The sequence below is a fragment of the uncultured Nostoc sp. genome, from assembly GCF_964247315.1.
Lineage (GTDB): Bacteria > Cyanobacteriota > Cyanobacteriia > Cyanobacteriales > Nostocaceae > Nostoc.
The window spans coordinates 29648-46331 of record NZ_CAXTTT010000058.1 but is presented as its reverse complement, the minus strand read 5'-3'; the positions used below and the strand labels follow the sequence as shown (position 1 = coordinate 46331).

Genomic DNA, 16684 nt, shown 5'->3' with positions numbered 1-16684 from the left:
ATTCAATAAACGACTGCCCGAATTCAATAAACGACTGCCCGAATTCAATAAACGATCGCCCGAATTCAATATAGAAACTTAGCTAATTTGCTTTGATTAAACACGGAAGCGATACCTACGGTAAGCTACGCTAACGCCATTGTCTGCAAGATCACTCAAATCAGCAAGCGATCGCTTGACTTGACTCTGACTCCTGAGTTCTTTTTTTGATAAATCGTGTATTCATAAAGGTTTAAGAGAAATAAAGTTTATGGATGGCGATCAGTGATGAACCAATACTCAAGATTAATTCGCAATGCTAGCGATAGCGTCCGCTCTGCATAAGCGCCGATTTGTCGGTTCGCAATCTGGGACAAACGCACTTAATCCTTATTCTTTTATTTCGTGTTTTTTCTAACCGTTTTAAAAATAAGCGAACCACTTTTCAAAAAACCTTTGAACTAGTACTCGTTTTTTCATTATTAGTAATACTTAGTTATTAACCAAAAAGTATTGCTAAGTAATACTCGTATCAAATGCCAAATACTAAGAATTTCTTAACCCTACGCCAACCTAAAATTACCCGAATTAATATCATTAATGGGCAAGCTAATACATTTGTTTTCTACTGAGAAAAAGTGAGACAATCTTTAATGAGCGATCTATTGTTAGACAATGATGTAAATATTTTAGTAATTGGGGCGGGAGTAAGTGGTCTGACAACTGCTATATGTCTGAGAGAGGCAGGGTTTAGTGTTGTGATTGTTGCTGATCGTTTTGCCCCAGATTTAACCTCTGTTGTAGCAGGTGCATTGTGGGAATGGCCACCAGCAGTCTGTGGTCGTCATGGATCTCCTAGATCCCTGGAACGCTCTAAAAAGTGGTGTATAACTACCTATAATAAATTCAAAAAAATACACGCAGAGTTTGGTTCAGAAAAAACAGGAATTTATTTAAGGGATGCGTATTTCTATTTTAAGGATGTTTTGGAAAATCGACCTACTGAACTTCGCAAAATGAATGAGTTGAAGGATAAGGTTGATGGATTTGAAAGAGGCTTACAAATTGTCAAAAAAACGATTGATTTGAATTTTCAAGGAGGTATAAAAGATGCTTATAAACACATGGCTCCGATGACAAACACTGATGTCTACATGAAATGGTTACTTCAATACGTAAAGAATATTGGATGTAAGATTATCCAAGAAAAAATCACTGTAAATGTGGTTGAAAATGAACAGGAATTACTTCGTCGTTTTAATGCAAGAGTAATTGTTAATTGTGCTGGACTAGGTTCGATCGCAACTACAGGAGATACTTCCATGTATCCCTTGAGGGGCGCACTTGTCAGGGTTAAGAATTTAGGAAAAGCTGTGACAGAGGCTCATTGTATTTCCCACGAAGAATCTTCTTCAAGTGAGCAAGACATCGTTTACATAGTTCCTAAAGGGGATGATTTGGTGGTCTTGGGAGGATTGACACAGCAAGACCAATGGGATACCAACTTATCTCTTGAGGTTCCAATTATCCGACAGATGTATGATGGCTGTTTGGAGTTTTTACAGGAATTAAGAAAACTCCCACTAGATGAGAAGGAGCCTGTTAGAACTGGTTTACGACCATTAACAGAGGAAAATGTTTGTGTGGAAAGGGTTTTGAACACACACGTATTTTATAATTATGGACATGGAGGGTCAGGAGTAACTCTGTCATGGGGATGTTCGCAGGAAATTCTCCAGTTGATACAAAAAATGCTCCGTGAGGAGGCAAATCCAGCTGCCTTGGACAGTAGTAAGATAAATAGCAATAAGCAGACTGTTTTTGTGCTGCATGATATGCTTCCCTACGAAACTGATTTTAAGCATATCCAATCGGATAATAGAAATCTGGTTTTACTCTGTAGTAGACGAGGACTCAGTAAGGTTGTACCCTCCCAGTATCAGTACTTGGATCTTGTGCAGATTGTAGAACCTTATAATTTGCAAAATCTGCTCCAAACCTATCAACAGATTCAGACTGATTATAAACTTTTGGATAACAATCGGATTGTTACCAATGATGAGTATTCAGTGTTGTTAGCTGCACAGTTACGTGAAGCTCTAAATTTAGTAGGCGATCGCCCAACGATGATCCGCCAGTTTACCGATAAGAGTTACCTCAAATCTGCCCTGAAAAATTCCCTGATTCGGGTGCCAAAGTATCTGATTTTTGCTCAAGACCAATACCGTAAAGACCCAGTTTCCTACTTAAAGTTTGTTCTAGAAGAACTAGGTAATCACATCTTTATCAAACCAGTTACCGGAGCAGGAAGTGAAAAAATTAGAAGAATTCATACTGTTGATGATTTGAAAGCTTGGTGTGACAGCAATGTAGATTCAGATGAAGAATTTGAATTTGATGAATTCATTAAAGGTCAATTATACAATACAAGTGTTGTCATCAAAAATGGTCAAGCTTGTTATTTTGCTGCTTGCAAGCACTATCGACCTAATGATGAGTTTGTTTATGGTCATCAAATCGGCAATATTGTTGTTAGAGAAGAAGATCCAGAATTTCAGAAACTTTGGCAATTTTCAAGTGATACGTTACAAAGTTTAGAACACGGTTATCCTAAAAATGGTGTAATCAATATTGATTTCTTCCTACAAGAAGGTAGCGAAAAACCGATTCTGATGGAAGTAGCTGCACGCAGCCCTGGAGAGCTTGTATCGAGAATGTTTGACATATATCAGGGGGTACGTCTAAACGAGTTACATCTTCAATTACAGATTGGTGATTCCCCGGACATCATTCTCAAGGATAGGAATGAGTGGAAGTACAGTGCTTACTCGATTCATCCTCAGCAGGATGGTGTTGTTACAGCAATTGAGAAGCCAATTCTCGAAAGTGATGTGAAAGTTTATTGGCAGATTGATTTGGGAGAGAGACTCAAAGGATCGCAAAGTATGATGGATGTTGCCATTGCCATTGTTTTGAGCCATCATGACTTTTCAATTCTTCAAAGGGATTATGAAGTAGCCAATTCTACGAATTTCTATAGTACTAAGAAAACGTGAGTTCGATGAGTTAAAGTCAGTAGACCGAAAACTTTTGCGATACCTGCGGCGGGCGTAGCGATCGCAGCCAAGCGTCCACTGCTATTAACACATTAATACTTGTAATGCTTATGCAGCATAGTTTATAGCTTTTCTTAGTGCCATTCCACATAGGCGATCGCTACTACAACCATCGCCAAAATATCATGCAAACACGCCAAGAAGGATTAACCAAAACCTACAACCGCTTCCACAACCCTGACGAAACCGCCACCGACATTCAACAATTGCGCGAATTGCACATAGAGATGGATAATGCTGTAGCTGCTGCTTACGATTGGCAAGATTTAGAATTATCTCATGATTTCCACCAAACCAAACAAGGCTTACGTTTCACCATTAGCGAAACTGCACGGCAAGAAGTGCTAGATAGATTATTAGAATTAAATCACCAACGCTATGCTGAAGAGGTAGCACAGGGTTTACATGATAAAGGTAAATCTGGAGGTAAAAAGAAGGCGCAAGCGGAATCTAAAAAGCAAGATAATGATAGTGAGCAATTAAGCTTGTTTTAGGTTGAGAATATGGAAGATGAACCCTCACCCCAACCCTCTCCCAGAGGGCTACGGTGTACACACAAGTATGATCAGCATAGGTTTCAACTCTTATAGTAGTTTCGTAGGGTGCGTTATAGACACGCAAAAATAACAAATGCGCTCGCCGAAATAACAAATGCGTTGGCGTAGCCCGCCGCAGGCATCGCCATGATTGCAACAATTTAGCTTTGTCACGCCAGCGTAACGCACCCTTCTCCTATCGGAGACGCTACGCGAACGGGTTCAGCAGTCGCCTGCAAAGGAGCCAGTGCGGTCTTGGGGTCTCCCCAAGTGGAGCATCTGGCGTTGGAAACCCTCCCGCAGCACTGCTTCACCGCAAATCTTTGGTAGATGAAGTTTTTCCGACTTGTGTGTACACCGTAGCCTTTTTAAGGGGAGGGTTAGAGAGGGGTATTGTTGTACTTCATTAACTTGCAATCTGTTGTAAGATGCTCGCGTTGAGTTCCAGTTCCTTTATGAAGTGGTTTTTTGGATAGGAACTTTGAGCGAGGTTTTTTGACAACTCTGGGATTATTTCTTCGATTGTATCGGACAAAAAGGGGCGATGCCTACGGCGGGCGGGTACGCAAGCTAATTGTCTAATTTTCTTGATCGTCTGGGGACGTATTCTCACATCCAAAGAGGCAGAAGCCTCATCCAAAAGCAGCAATTTGGAATCAGCAACTAAACCGCAGGCAATGTCGCCAGCGTAATTTCGGTTTAATGATGTATGAAGTTACTCTCCATCGCACTATTTCAAGGTAGGTAGGTTTTACATTCCCTAGTGGGCTGCGATCGCAACGATGATCCTAGAAGAACTTGAAGATGAACTCGCTGGGATGAGTCGTTTGCGCGTTCCCCATTGAAGTTGATGGTAAGCGCTGTCATAGTAGGGTGACATGATAGATCCACAATGTAATTTGCTGTAGGGGCGCACGTCTGTACGCTCTTACTACAATTAGCTTGACATGATTCAAGCAATATGTTAATAATAATAGTTTGTGGAAACTTTACTTCTTAAGATAAGCTCTTGGCTAACGTCATTGTCATAGGTGCCCAATGGGGCGATGAAGGAAAAGGTAAAATAACTGACTTACTCAGCCGTTCCGCAGATGTTGTGGTGCGTTACCAAGGGGGTGTCAATGCTGGACACACGATTGTAGTTAAAGGTCAGACCTTTAAACTGCACTTGATTCCCTCTGGGATTTTGTATCCAAATACCGATTGCATTATCGGCTGTGGAACAGTCATCGATCCACAGATTTTGATCGCAGAACTCGACCAATTAAAAGAGTTAAATATTTCCACTGACCACCTGCTGATATCTGAGACAGCCCACGTAACGATGCCTTATCATCGATTGATTGACCAAGCATCTGAAGAACGACGGGGAAGCTATAAGATCGGCACAACAGGTCGGGGCATTGGGCCGACTTATGCTGACAAATCTGAACGTACAGGCATTCGGGTTTTAGACTTGATGGAGCCTAATGGGCTACGCGAGCAGTTAGAGTGGACGATTAATTATAAAAACGTCATTTTAGAAAAGCTTTACAACTTGCCGCCTCTAGATCCACAAGAGGTGATTGAGCAATACTTGGGGTACGCAGAACGCTTGCGACCTTACGTTGTTGATACATCGTTGAAAATATCCGATGCAATTCAGCGACGACGTAATATTTTGTTTGAAGGCGCACAAGGTACGCTTCTAGACTTAGATCATGGAACTTATCCTTATGTTACCTCCTCTAACCCGGTAGCGGGTGGGGCTTGCGTTGGAACTGGGGTAGGACCGACAACGATTGACCGGGTAATTGGGGTGTCGAAAGCCTATACAACCCGTGTGGGAGAGGGGCCATTTCCCACTGAATTGGATGGAAAGTTGGGAGAATTGTTGTGCGATCGCGGTGCCGAATTTGGCACAACCACCGGACGCAAACGGCGCTGTGGCTGGTTTGATGCTGTCATCGGTCGCTATGCCGTGCGGATTAACGGCATGGATTGTATGGCGCTGACCAAACTGGATGTTCTCGATGAATTAGAGTCAATCCAAGTTTGTGTCGCTTATGACATAGATGGTCAACGCAGCGAACACTTCCCCACAAGTTCTCGTCAATTTGCTAGATGTCGTCCCATCTACAAAACCTTACCGGGGTGGAAAGTGTCAACAACCCACTGCCGCACCCTAGAAGACTTGCCACAAGCAGCATTAGATTATCTCAAATTCTTAGCCGAATTGATGGAAGTTCCGATTGCGATCGTCTCACTAGGAGCTAGCCGCGATCAAACCATAATCGTAGAAGACCCTATCCACGGGCCCAAACGCGCTTTATTGCACCCCGACGGCACACCTGCTACCCTACTTAGTGCTTAGTGAGTGCTGAGTGCTGAGTACTGAGTGCTGAGTGCTGAGTATTAAAATTTAATGACAAAGGACAACTGACAAAGGACAACTTTTATGGCTATTACAGTCGAATCTCAAAAACGTCCAGAAGGCAGCAAGCCAAGAGCTTTGCGCCGTGCTGGACTGATACCTGCCAATTTGTATGGTCATAAGGGTACAGAATCCATTTCTTTGACCATTGATGCCAAAACTGTTGAGCGCTTGCTCAAAAGAGCTTCCGTCAACAACACCTTGATTGATTTAAATATTACCGATGCACCTTGGCGCGGTAATACCTTGTTGCGGGAACTTCAGATTCATCCTGCAAAAGGTACGCCTTACCACCTCAGCTTTTTCGCGGTTGCGGGCCATGGCGACACCACTGTAGAAGTACGGCTGCGTTTTGTGGGAACTGCTGTTGGTGTTAAACAAGAAGGTGGTTTTTTAGACACTGTTATCACTGAGTTGCAAGTGACCTGTGCGCCAGAAAACATCCCAGAAATAATTGAAATTGATGTCTCTAACCTGCAAATCGGAGACAGCTTGCGTATTCACGAGCTAGTCTTGCCTCAAGGTGTCACAGTTCTTGGCGATATGGAGCAAGTCGTAGTTAGCGTCTCGCAGCCGCAAATCAGCGCTGCTGCTGAGGATGAAGCTGAGTCAGAGACTGAAACAACCTCTGAAGCTACGTAAGTGTGTAATAATTTTTGATGATAGCCAGGGGGAAACTCCTGGTTTTTTTGTATTTAAACCCGCAGAGCAAACAGATGACAGAAGTAACTCTTCCAGCTTTTATTGAGCAAATGTTGCAGCCGGGATTTTATCCTCATGCGGTAACAGAACCCATTCAACTGATTCAAACCCACATTTCTTATGTGGTGTTGACTGGAGATTACGCCTATAAACTGAAAAAACCTGTGAATTTTGGCTTTTTGGACTTTTCCACCTTAGATAAGCGGCAGCATTTTTGTCAGGAAGAGTTACGGTTAAATCAGCGGGGTGCTGGTGAACTGTATTTAGAAGTTTTGCCCATAACTTTGGTAGGGGAGCAATACCATTTAGGGGGAACTGTTGAGCCTGTAGAATACGCGCTGAAGATGCGTCAGTTTCCTGAAGAGTCGCTATTAAGTACACTGTTTGAACAGGGTAAGTTAAATGAGACACTCCTAGATGAGTTGGGACGGGTGGTGGCTCAATATCATGCCGAAGCACAGACGAATGATTACATTCGCACTTTTGGCGAAGTGCCAAATGTTCGGGCTGCCTTTGATGAGAATTATCAGCAAACTGAGAAGTATATTGGCGGCCCCCAGACTCAGGCGCAATTTACAGAAACAAAGCAATATACAGATAACTTTTTTGCCGAACGTCCAGAATTATTTGCCAGCAGAATTCACAACAATTATATTCGTGAATGTCACGGAGACTTACACCTGAGAAATATTGCCCTGTGGCACGATAAAATTTTGTTGTTCGATTGCATTGAATTTAATGAGCCGTTTCGCTTTGTCGATGTGATGTATGATGTGGCGTTCACGGTGATGGATTTGTCAGCTCGTCAGCGTAAAGATTTGGGTAATGCATTTTTGAATGCCTATATAGAGCAAACTGGAGACTGGGAAGGCTTACAGGTGCTGCCTTTGTATTTAAGTCGTCAGGCTTATGTCCGGGCTAAGGTGACATCATTTTTACTAGACGATCCGAGTGTACCTGCGACGGTAAAAGAAGAAGCGACAAAAACGGCTGCTGATTATTACAAACAGGCTTGGGAATACACTAAACCAAACTTGGGACAACTAATTTTGATGTCGGGGTTGTCGGGTTCTGGTAAAAGTACCACAGCAAGGTCTTTAGCGCGTCAACAGGGAGCGATTCACCTGCGTTCTGATGCGGTGCGGAAGCATTTAGGGGGAATTCCTTTGTGGGAAAAGGGTGGCGATGATTTGTATACACCGGAGATGACCGAGAAAACTTACACACGGCTATTGGAATTGGGGATTATCTTGGCTAAACAAGGTTTTTCGGTAATTTTAGATGCCAAGTATGATAAACAACAATTACGGCAAGAAGCGATCGCACAAGCTACAAAGCATCAACTTCCCCTTCAGATTATCCAATGCACAGCGCCACTTGAAGTTCTAAAAGAGCGTTTGAACAATCGCACTGGTGATATTGCTGATGCCACCGCCGATTTATTAGCCTCACAAATCAAACAAGCTGAACCTTTCACTGAAGAGGAACAACCTTATGTAAAGATTTGGGATACAACTCAACCAGAACAGGCACAATTAAAATAATTCGTAATTCTTAATTCGTAATTCGTAATTGAATTGAAAATTACGAATTACAAATTAGTAATTGGTTAATAAGTTTTTTATTCTATGGCAGACAAAAAGAACGACTTATTCAGTATTTCTCCCAGCTTCTTTTCTCAACTATTATTTGGGGCATTTTTAACATTTATATTAATAATGACCGGCTCCGCACCAGCCCTGAGCATCTTCTTAGGAATTATGGGCGGTTTCATCTTAATCTGGATCACAAATATAACTGATAATAGCCCCCAAGCTCCAGCTGTTGCCTCCTCTGATGGTGTTGATGCAGGACTGAAATATTGGTTATTTTTCATGCTGGGCTTTGTATATTTGGGCTATCCAGCACCTATGAGCATTTTGCTAGGTGGATTAGGCGCTTTAGCTGGAGGCTGGATTACTGCTTGGTGGGGAAGTAAGGAAGAAACTAGAACTCAGTTGCAAGTTGAAGAGTCTGAAGAGGGCGAAGTTGAACCAACAACTGAAAGAACCAACAAACGGCAAACCAGAAGAGTTGGCCGCCGTTACCGCCGCGTTCCTGGAGGTGGTTTCAATTTCAGGTTTTGGGAAAGGTAATAATTTGGGAATTGGGCATTGGGAATTGGGCATTGGTGAATAATCAATAGTTTTTCTTCACCACTTCCTCATCTCCTATTTTCCATGCCCCATGACGCCACTTGCTCCACTTGGGGAGACCCCAAGACCGCAGTGGCTCCCCTATTCCCCATGCCGTAATAATATGTTTTTATATCTCTCTAAATTACTGCCACTATTTTTTTATCCACTAGGATTAGCCTGTGTAAGCTTGGTAGTAGCATTAGTGACTTTGTGGAAACAGCTGCGGACTGCGGCGATCGCAATTGCTTTTGCCCTAACTTTATTGCTATTTTGTAGCAATGCTTGGATCGCGAAATCCTTAGTGCGATCGTTAGAATGGCAAAATCTTCCATCTGCTCAAATACCTAATGCAGAAGCGATTGTGGTTTTGGGTGGCGCAACTAAATCAGCTTTTTTCCCAAGACCGACCGTCGATTTAAGTGAAGCAGGTGATGCCTACGGCGGGCTACGCCTACGTGTCATCTACGCCGCACAACTGTATCGCCAGAAAAAAGCCCCTCTAATCATTCTGAGCGGCGGCCGCATTGATTGGCGTGGAAGTGGTTCGCCAGAGTCGGCAGATATGGCAACAATACTTACATCTATTGGTATTCCATCTGAGGCGATTATCTAAGAACCTGACTCTCTGAATACTTATCAAAATGCTGTAAATGTCCGCAAAATTTTGTTATCTCGTGGCATTAATCAGGTATTATTAGTAACTTCGGCTATGCATTTACCGCGATCGCTTCAGATTTTCCAGCGTCAATGAATCAATGCTATTCCTGCACCCACTGGCTTTTTAGTTAGTCAGGGTGAGTTGCAAGAACTCGGTAGTACTCCCAAAGCCGCTATACTAAATTTATTACCTGATACCGACAATTTACATCAATTTACCATCGCTCTAAAAGAGTATATTGGTTCTTTAGTTTATCGCTTACGCGGTTGGCTTTAATTAAAGTTAGGAGTTGTTAGAAAGTTATGAGTTATGAATTATGAGTTATTAATTAGGAAGTGCGGTAATTACCTGAATTCAAAACAGACGCGATTAATCGCGTCTCTACTACTCTTAATTTTATGTCAAAAAATTTACCTTATATTATTCCAGTTGCTCAACCCCAAGTTGAAGAAGCTTTTGCCTCTTACCAAACAACTCATCAGTTTTACCACGAAGTTCGGTCACGGTCAGAGTTTCAGCGTCATTGTGATTGGTATTATACCACAGCAGAACAAAACCGCCAAGACCTTAAAAAAATGCGCGGCGAACTGAATATTTTTCAGTGGTTTCGCCGCCGATAAGCGATTTAGATGATTTCTAACTCATTTTCACGTAAATGGGCTTTAAACTTTTTACTAAACTGGACTAAAATCGGCAGATTAGCGCTTACTGGTCTGTCTCGCCATTGGGTGGTAATAGCTACTACATCGCCTTCTGTGCCTTTTATGTCAAAAGGCTGACTCCGATGTTCAGGATGATGATACACCACTACTGAATCTTTAACGCGGACGCGATCGCCAACTTTCATAACAACATTTACACCTAGCATTTTCTTTTCCACAAGTATCTGCTACAAAATATATGATTAAATCGCTTAGAATTTGATTTAATCAGCTATTTCTTGACGCTTCATCGGGGTGCAACGGCTTAACCCTCTGCGTCCAGGCACGTCTTAGCAATCCGTGCGTACTTTTTTAAGTTTTTTGCCGCGTTAATAAGTATCGCCTATAGCCTTCCTCTTTAACCCAAAAGCAGGGAAATGAAAGAAAATCAGGCGATATCGGATGTGCTTAGTACTTTGACAAGATATCCAACCCTTTTATCTTGACTCTAGGATGTTCCCCAGGTCAACTCTCTTACAAATTTTTGTGTATGGCAGATGCTTTGTTATTGCGATCGCGCAAATTAGCGGAGCGTTTCCGTAGTTGCTTTGAGTTTTATATAGCAACGGACAGGGAGCTTAGGACAGCAATGAAATCACAAAGTACGCTGTTAAGACGCGTTTCCCGCAAACTGTCCTAACGGCTTTGGCGACTGCTAGACCTATTGCTAAACCTACAAGCATTGCTCATGAGGTTGAAGTTGCAAACTACAGCAAAATATCATTATAGAAAACTACAAATTAGTACAAAATAATCCTTCTAGTATTTTGTCAAGTTAGTTTTGAGAGTTTGTAGTAAGGACTTTAGTGCTGAGAAAATAAGGGCTAAAGTCCTTACTACGAACATGTTGACAAACAATGCTTATCGACTTTGTACTATGGACTCTTGAATAGAGTTTTCAAACTCTGGAAAATCTACTCTGGAAGGTTTCCAGCCTCCCACCCAAGCAAGGCACAGATGACGGAAACGATCGCCCCGCACCTCAAAATTCGGGTACTGGTCGAAACTCGCACAAGCCGGAGATAGCAACACCACACGCGCTTGATACTGCTTGGCTAATTCTGCCGACTTGGGAACTGCCCTTTCCATAGTTTTCACAATATGGTAGTTATGATATCCTACCTCTTGCAGACGTTTGGCAAATGCAGGTGCAGCAGAGCCAATCAATAACACAGCAGCAGCTTTGGTTTGAATTTGTGTTAGCCAGCCACTATCATCACCTGCTTTAGCTTCTCCACCAGCAATTAAAATCGCTGGACTGTTAACAGATGCTAAACCAACTTCAGCAGCATCATAGTTGGTGGCTTTGCTGTCGTTAATGAAATCAATACCTTCCCATGTGCAGATATGCTCCAAACGATGGGCAACACCAGGAAATTCCCGAACTGCACGCGCGATCGCATCACGATTAATTCCCGCTAATCTTGCTGTTGCTACTGCCATCAAAAGATTTTGCTGGTTATGTTCTCCCACCATTCGCAAACTAGATACTTTCACAATCGGTTCTGGTGCAGAGGTTGCAGTCAATTTTTCCACAACCCAACCGTCTTCAATGTAAAAGCCTTTTTCGCTAATCAGAAAATCTTTTCCTCTGACACTTGTCCAATAGGCATCAGGCCAAGCACTTAAACCTAGCTGGCTCAAGTAGGCATCATCCCCATTGAATACTTGCAACTCGGACTGACGTAATAACTTGGCTTTGATGTTGTAATAGTTCTCTAAAGTCTGATGACGACTGAGGTGATCCGGTGTGAAAGTCGTCCAAACACCAATCCGGGGAGCAAGAGAACTCGAAGATTCTATTTGATAGCTGCTAACTTCCGCAATTACCCAATCAATATGATTTTGGATTGCAGTTTCTTCACCTCTACCTCTCTGCCCCTCTGCCCCTCTGCCCGCGTGAGATAGGGCAACTTCACAAGCGGCGTAGCCAATATTACCGCAAGCGGGTGCATTTAATTCTGCTGCTTGAAAAATGGCAGCAATTAAAGCTGTGGTAGTAGTTTTACCGTTAGTGCCAGTAATTCCTACCCAAGGTAGCGATTGCAAATTTCGCCAAGCGAGTTCTATTTCCCCAATAGTTTTAATACCTAATTGGCGTGCCTCAATTAATACGGGAATATCCCAAGGCACGCCAGGACTAACGACTATTAATTGGGGTAAATTAGCACCATTCAATTCTAGGGATTGTCCTAATTTAACGGTTATTTGCTCGGCAGCGAGTTCTTGTTGTTGTTCTAGGAGGGTTTCGGAGGTGTTGCGATCGCTCAACTCTACCTCCCAACCTTCCCGTTTCAACAATCTCGCCGCAGCAACACCGGACTTTCCCAATCCAATAACAGTAGCTCTAGGCATAGATTGCAGCAGAGTGTCCCTGGTTAAGCACTCCCTATACTAGCGCTTATTGGCAAAAATTACACAAGTTTTTGTTAACCTACGCTACAGATTTTTGACGATCGCACCAAAGTCAGCTAAAACACGGGCATGATTGCGAACTAATCCGAGCAGATGTAACCGATTACGCTTAACTTCTGGATCGGAGTCCATAACTAAAACGCTATCCGGGCCATCAAAGAAGTTACTAACGGTCGGAGCAATTTTTGCTAATGCTGCTACTAATAGTTGATAATTTCGTGTCTGCTGTGCTGCCCAGGTAAGCGGTACTGATTCGATTAGCGCATTATACAAGGCTATCTCAGAGGGTTTTTGGAATAATTCTTGACGGACTACGGTTGTTGGTTCTAGCTGTTTTGTATCTAAATCACCTTGAGCGGCTAATCGTGTGGAACGATTAACGGTTTCGTAGATGTTATCTAAAGTACTATCGTTGCGGATTTGTTGTAAATATAAGGCGCGATCGCGGACATCCAATAAATCTTTTAACGTCCGTTCTGTGTATTCTGGGTCATTTTCTCCCAAAACTGCATTTACTAAGTCGTAATCAATTTGCTTTTCTTCTTGTAGTAAAGTGCGGATGCGTTGCAAGAAAAACTCTTGTAATGCTGCGGTTAATGATGCCCGGTCTTTATGATATTTGGCTGTAAAGTCCGTGGCTATTTGTACCAAGAGATCATCTAAATTTATCGGTAAATTATCAACCCAAATAATTTTAACTACAGCATTGGCAGCACGGCGCAAGGCGAAGGGATCGGATGAACCGGAAGGAATTAAGCCTAAACCAAAGATACTCACTAAAGTATCTAATCTATCTGCCAAACCAACAATTTTACCCGTGAGTGTTTCAGGTAAAATATCACCGGCTCCCTTTGGCAAATAATGTTGATAAATTGCTTTTGCTACTTCGGCATCTTCACCACTAGCTAAGGCATATTTTTCTCCCATAATGCCTTGTAATTCGGGAAATTCATACACCATCTGTGTCACCAAATCTGCTTTACATAATAAAGCAGCCCGTTGGATTCTTTGGCTTTGATTTTCCGCTAATTCTAATTGACTGCTAATTTGCTCGGCAATTTCAACTATTCTATCTACCTTGGCACGCACTGAACCCAATTCTTCTTGAAAAGTGACTTTTTCTAACTGGGGTAAAAAGCTTTCTAACGGCTTAGTTAAATCAGCTTCGTAGAAAAATCTGCCATCAGCTAATCTGGCACGAATTACCCTTTCATTGCCGACGGCAACAATGTCTGATTTTTTCGGATCGCCGTTAGAAATGGTGATGAAATTGGGCAATAATTCTTGCTGAAAACTCCCTGGTTTGAATATAGGAAAATAACGTTGATGAGTAACCATGACCTCAGTAATTACCTCAGTTGGTAATTCCAAAAATTCTGGTTCAAATTTTCCAACAACTACGGAAGGATATTCTACAAGGTTGGTTACTTCCGCTAACAAATCGGGGTAAATTACTGTATATCCGCCTAAATTCTCTGCTACTGCATTTACTTGTTCTTTAATCAGATTTGACCGTTCTTCTGGATCAACAGTGACATAAGCAGACTTGAGGTCGGTAACATAATCAGTAGCTTGGGCAATTGTCACAGGTTCAGGATGCAAGACCCGATGACCTTGGGTCAGGCGATCGCTCTGAATCGTTTTAGAACCATTCACTAATTCTAAAGGTAGCACCGTCTCATCTAACAAAGCCACCAGCCAACGAATTGGTCGGGAAAACCTGGCATCCCCATTCCCCCAACGCATTAACCGCTTACCTTCCAAACCCCAAATCCATTGGGGAACCAGTTCTGTCAATATTTCCGCCACAGGACGACCGGGAATTCTTTTTTCCACAAATACAAATTCCCCTTTGTCAGTGGGGCGAACAGATAGCGCATCCAGTTTTACACCTTGCTTTTTAGCAAAGCCTGCTGCTGCTGCTGTCGGCTGACCATTTTTAAAGGCGGCTTGGGCGGGGGGCCCTTTAATTTCTTCTCGGTGGTCTGGTTGCTGAGATGGTAAACCTTTAATCACTACCGCCAGCCGCCGAGGAGTACCATACACCTGGACACTTTCGCCCTTGAGGCTGTTTACTTCCAGGCTTTGGGGAATGCGTTCCTGCCATTGCACTAAAGCATCACTGAGAAAACTTGCAGGTAGTTCTTCTGTACCAACTTCTAATAGAAACCCAGGCATAGGACACTGTTTTCAACTTTGCGTAGCTCAACTTTATCAGTTATTCTCAAGCGATCGCTCGTGATTTTTAGCTAAATCGATCATCGAAGAGGATAAGGGGAAAATCCCATAGATATAGTACTTACGTACAGATCACGCAAAATCCAACCACAAAGAAGCCAGTGCGTTGGGCGGGTTTCCCGACTTGTTCGCGCAGCGTCTCCCCTTGGGAGAAGCAACTGGCGCGACGCAGAGAACACGGAGGAATAAGAGTTATAGAGGTTTTTTGCGTAAGTCCTAAGATAAATCAGGGATGGAAGTTAGATCGAATTATGATTATATACAAAAGAGCGGCTTGTCGTCAGACATCGCTATAGACCTGACATTTTATACAAAACTTTATAAAATAAGTGCTTATATTCATAGATTCATTACATTAGATACCGTATTTTATGCGGTATTTACGGGTATATATTTCTATCGTAAGCTTAGTGTTGATTGATGCATTGATATATGCATCGTGACAATCAATTTTGGAGTTATGACCATGAAAAATATTTTCGCCAAAATCACTGCGATCGCAGCAACCAGTGTTGCGATCGCGGCTGGTGCTAACAACCCAGCCCAAGCTCTTGAATTAAACTTTAACTGGCAAGGTGATGCTGGTTACTCAGCAACAGGTTCATTCAGCTACGACGAAACTACAGCACCAACAATCATTTCAGAAACTGGTAGTGGAGCAACCAACTTTTTACAATCCTTGAATGTCTCCTTCTTAGACCCATCTAAAAATATTCTGGGAACCTATAACACCGTTAGTGGTGGAGTGTCAGAATCTAGCTTCTTCGCTTTCAACTTTAATACTTCCACTCAGACATTATTTGGCCCCTTTGATGTTGCAGGAGGGACGGGTGTAATTGGAGAATATTTCTTCCAGGGAACAGTTGGCGACTCTTTGTTCTTACGTCAGGATGTAAATCAACAGGATACGTCAATAACACTAGATCAAAATTTTGGCTCTATTCAGGTATCCAAAGTCCCTGAACCTGCTTCTCTCCTGGGTTTGCTAGCATTTGCTGGGTTGGGTGTAGCTTCAACTTTAAAGAAAAAGCAAGGCTCTTGCTAGAAATTAGGGCTTTCTAGTCAGAGCTTGCCAAATTTACTGAATCTCTATTCTAGCCCTACTAGTTCAGTAAACTGGTAGGGTTATCTTTAACCTCATTATAAATATTGAGTGAAAAAGAATGTATAGACGTAGCATTGTTAACTCTCTACAAGGATTCTGGATAATGCATATTTAATTTCACCAGATGTCTAATAGTTGGTCATTAACACTTTTACAAAGCTCAGTGCTGAGTGCAATTAATTTTACTTTTACCTCAGCACTCATTACTCAGCACTCAACAGTGTTTTGGTCAGTGTCTTTAAACTACTTAAAAAGTGGGATTCTTTCTAATTAATACAATATTGATGATTTGGTTAAAAATACTTCATGTGCCAGTTTAAAAGGCGGAATGAGGGTTATATGCATAATACTGAATATAATGCTACAATTTCCCCAGTGTAAATTTAGGCATTAGTTCGGAAATAAACAGACTAACTATTGTCATAATCACCAGAAAATAAAGCCTCTATTTATCAATAGCCTAACTCGTTTATACAAAGTCATATTTTTATTTTTAAGTGTTCTATGCAGTATAAAAATTATCTTTTAAAAACTACTAGGAAAATTTCTAATCTAATGTTTAACACAATTTTAATCAAACAATTTTACAAGTCAAAATACAGTATTTGCAAATAAACGAGGTACAAAATGCAGGGATACAAATC

11 protein-coding genes and 1 pseudogene are annotated in these 16684 nt (G+C 42.1%); 9 read left to right on the top strand and 3 right to left on the bottom strand.

The window, feature by feature from the left end; all coding sequences use genetic code 11:
* Nucleotides 1-632 precede the first annotated feature (632 nt).
* The 8 genes and pseudogenes from ACFE93_RS18290 to ACFE93_RS18255 all read left to right on the top strand — a co-directional run bounded on the left by ACFE93_RS18290 (nt 633) and on the right by ACFE93_RS18255 (nt 10201).
* Complete coding sequence (locus tag ACFE93_RS18290) at nt 633-3035, top strand: FAD-dependent oxidoreductase (protein ID WP_375474877.1); 2403 nt, start codon at nt 633-635, stop codon at nt 3033-3035.
* Nucleotides 3036-3172: 137 nt separating this feature from the next.
* Nucleotides 3173-3589, top strand: coding sequence for a hypothetical protein (locus ACFE93_RS18285; RefSeq protein WP_375474875.1), 417 nt, complete (start codon nt 3173-3175; stop codon nt 3587-3589).
* Between the two features lie 1051 nt (nt 3590-4640).
* The gene (locus ACFE93_RS18280) at nt 4641-5984 is read left to right on the top strand and encodes an adenylosuccinate synthase (RefSeq protein WP_375474873.1); all 1344 of its coding nucleotides are present in this window, start codon (nt 4641-4643) and stop codon (nt 5982-5984) included.
* An 84-nt stretch (nt 5985-6068) separates the two neighbouring features.
* Nucleotides 6069-6686, top strand: coding sequence for a 50S ribosomal protein L25/general stress protein Ctc (locus tag ACFE93_RS18275; protein ID WP_375474871.1), 618 nt, complete (start codon nt 6069-6071; stop codon nt 6684-6686).
* Nucleotides 6687-6760: 74 nt separating this feature from the next.
* A complete protein-coding gene (locus tag ACFE93_RS18270; RefSeq protein ID WP_375474869.1) occupies nt 6761-8290 on the top strand; it encodes an AAA family ATPase in 1530 nt (509 codons plus the stop codon).
* An 84-nt stretch (nt 8291-8374) separates the two neighbouring features.
* Entirely contained in the window at nt 8375-8881 is a 507-nt protein-coding gene (locus tag ACFE93_RS18265) for a hypothetical protein (RefSeq protein WP_375474867.1), read from the top strand.
* Between the two features lie 163 nt (nt 8882-9044).
* Nucleotides 9045-9857, top strand: a pseudogene (locus ACFE93_RS18260) (YdcF family protein).
* 122 nt (nt 9858-9979) lie between these two features.
* On the top strand, nt 9980-10201 hold the full coding sequence (locus ACFE93_RS18255) for a hypothetical protein (RefSeq protein ID WP_375474865.1): 222 nt from the start codon (nt 9980-9982) through the stop codon (nt 10199-10201).
* A 5-nt stretch (nt 10202-10206) separates the two neighbouring features.
* Here the strand turns inward: ACFE93_RS18255 and ACFE93_RS18250 are convergent, their stop codons facing one another.
* The 3 genes from ACFE93_RS18250 to glyS form a co-directional block, all read right to left on the bottom strand.
* Nucleotides 10207-10428, bottom strand: coding sequence for a ferredoxin-thioredoxin reductase variable chain (locus ACFE93_RS18250; protein WP_292865053.1), 222 nt, complete (start codon nt 10426-10428; stop codon nt 10207-10209).
* 715 nt (nt 10429-11143) lie between these two features.
* Nucleotides 11144-12637: a UDP-N-acetylmuramoyl-L-alanine--D-glutamate ligase gene (murD, locus tag ACFE93_RS18245; RefSeq protein ID WP_375474863.1), complete on the bottom strand. Its 1494-nt coding sequence runs from the start codon at nt 12635-12637 to the stop codon at nt 11144-11146.
* Between the two features lie 84 nt (nt 12638-12721).
* The gene (gene glyS, locus ACFE93_RS18240) at nt 12722-14875 is read right to left on the bottom strand and encodes a glycine--tRNA ligase subunit beta (protein ID WP_375474861.1); all 2154 of its coding nucleotides are present in this window, start codon (nt 14873-14875) and stop codon (nt 12722-12724) included.
* Nucleotides 14876-15401: 526 nt separating this feature from the next.
* Here glyS and ACFE93_RS18235 point away from each other — a divergent pair.
* Nucleotides 15402-15980, top strand: coding sequence for a PEP-CTERM sorting domain-containing protein (locus tag ACFE93_RS18235; RefSeq protein WP_375474859.1), 579 nt, complete (start codon nt 15402-15404; stop codon nt 15978-15980).
* Nucleotides 15981-16684: the final 704 nt, after the last annotated feature.

What these genes read in the sequence shown, in the direction of transcription:
- ACFE93_RS18290 (WP_375474877.1), top strand. Translation starts at nt 633, where the DNA reads ATGAGCGATCTATTGTTAGACAATGATGTAAATATTTTAGTAATTGGG.
- ACFE93_RS18275 (WP_375474871.1), top strand. Translation starts at nt 6,069, where the DNA reads ATGGCTATTACAGTCGAATCTCAAAAACGTCCAGAAGGCAGCAAGCCA.
- ACFE93_RS18270 (WP_375474869.1), top strand. Translation starts at nt 6,761, where the DNA reads ATGACAGAAGTAACTCTTCCAGCTTTTATTGAGCAAATGTTGCAGCCG.
- ACFE93_RS18265 (WP_375474867.1), top strand. Translation starts at nt 8,375, where the DNA reads ATGGCAGACAAAAAGAACGACTTATTCAGTATTTCTCCCAGCTTCTTT.
- ACFE93_RS18255 (WP_375474865.1), top strand. Translation starts at nt 9,980, where the DNA reads ATGTCAAAAAATTTACCTTATATTATTCCAGTTGCTCAACCCCAAGTT.
- ACFE93_RS18250 (WP_292865053.1), bottom strand. Translation starts at nt 10,428, where the DNA reads ATGAAAGTTGGCGATCGCGTCCGCGTTAAAGATTCAGTAGTGGTGTAT.
- murD (WP_375474863.1), bottom strand. Translation starts at nt 12,637, where the DNA reads ATGCCTAGAGCTACTGTTATTGGATTGGGAAAGTCCGGTGTTGCTGCG.
- glyS (WP_375474861.1), bottom strand. Translation starts at nt 14,875, where the DNA reads ATGCCTGGGTTTCTATTAGAAGTTGGTACAGAAGAACTACCTGCAAGT.
- ACFE93_RS18235 (WP_375474859.1), top strand. Translation starts at nt 15,402, where the DNA reads ATGAAAAATATTTTCGCCAAAATCACTGCGATCGCAGCAACCAGTGTT.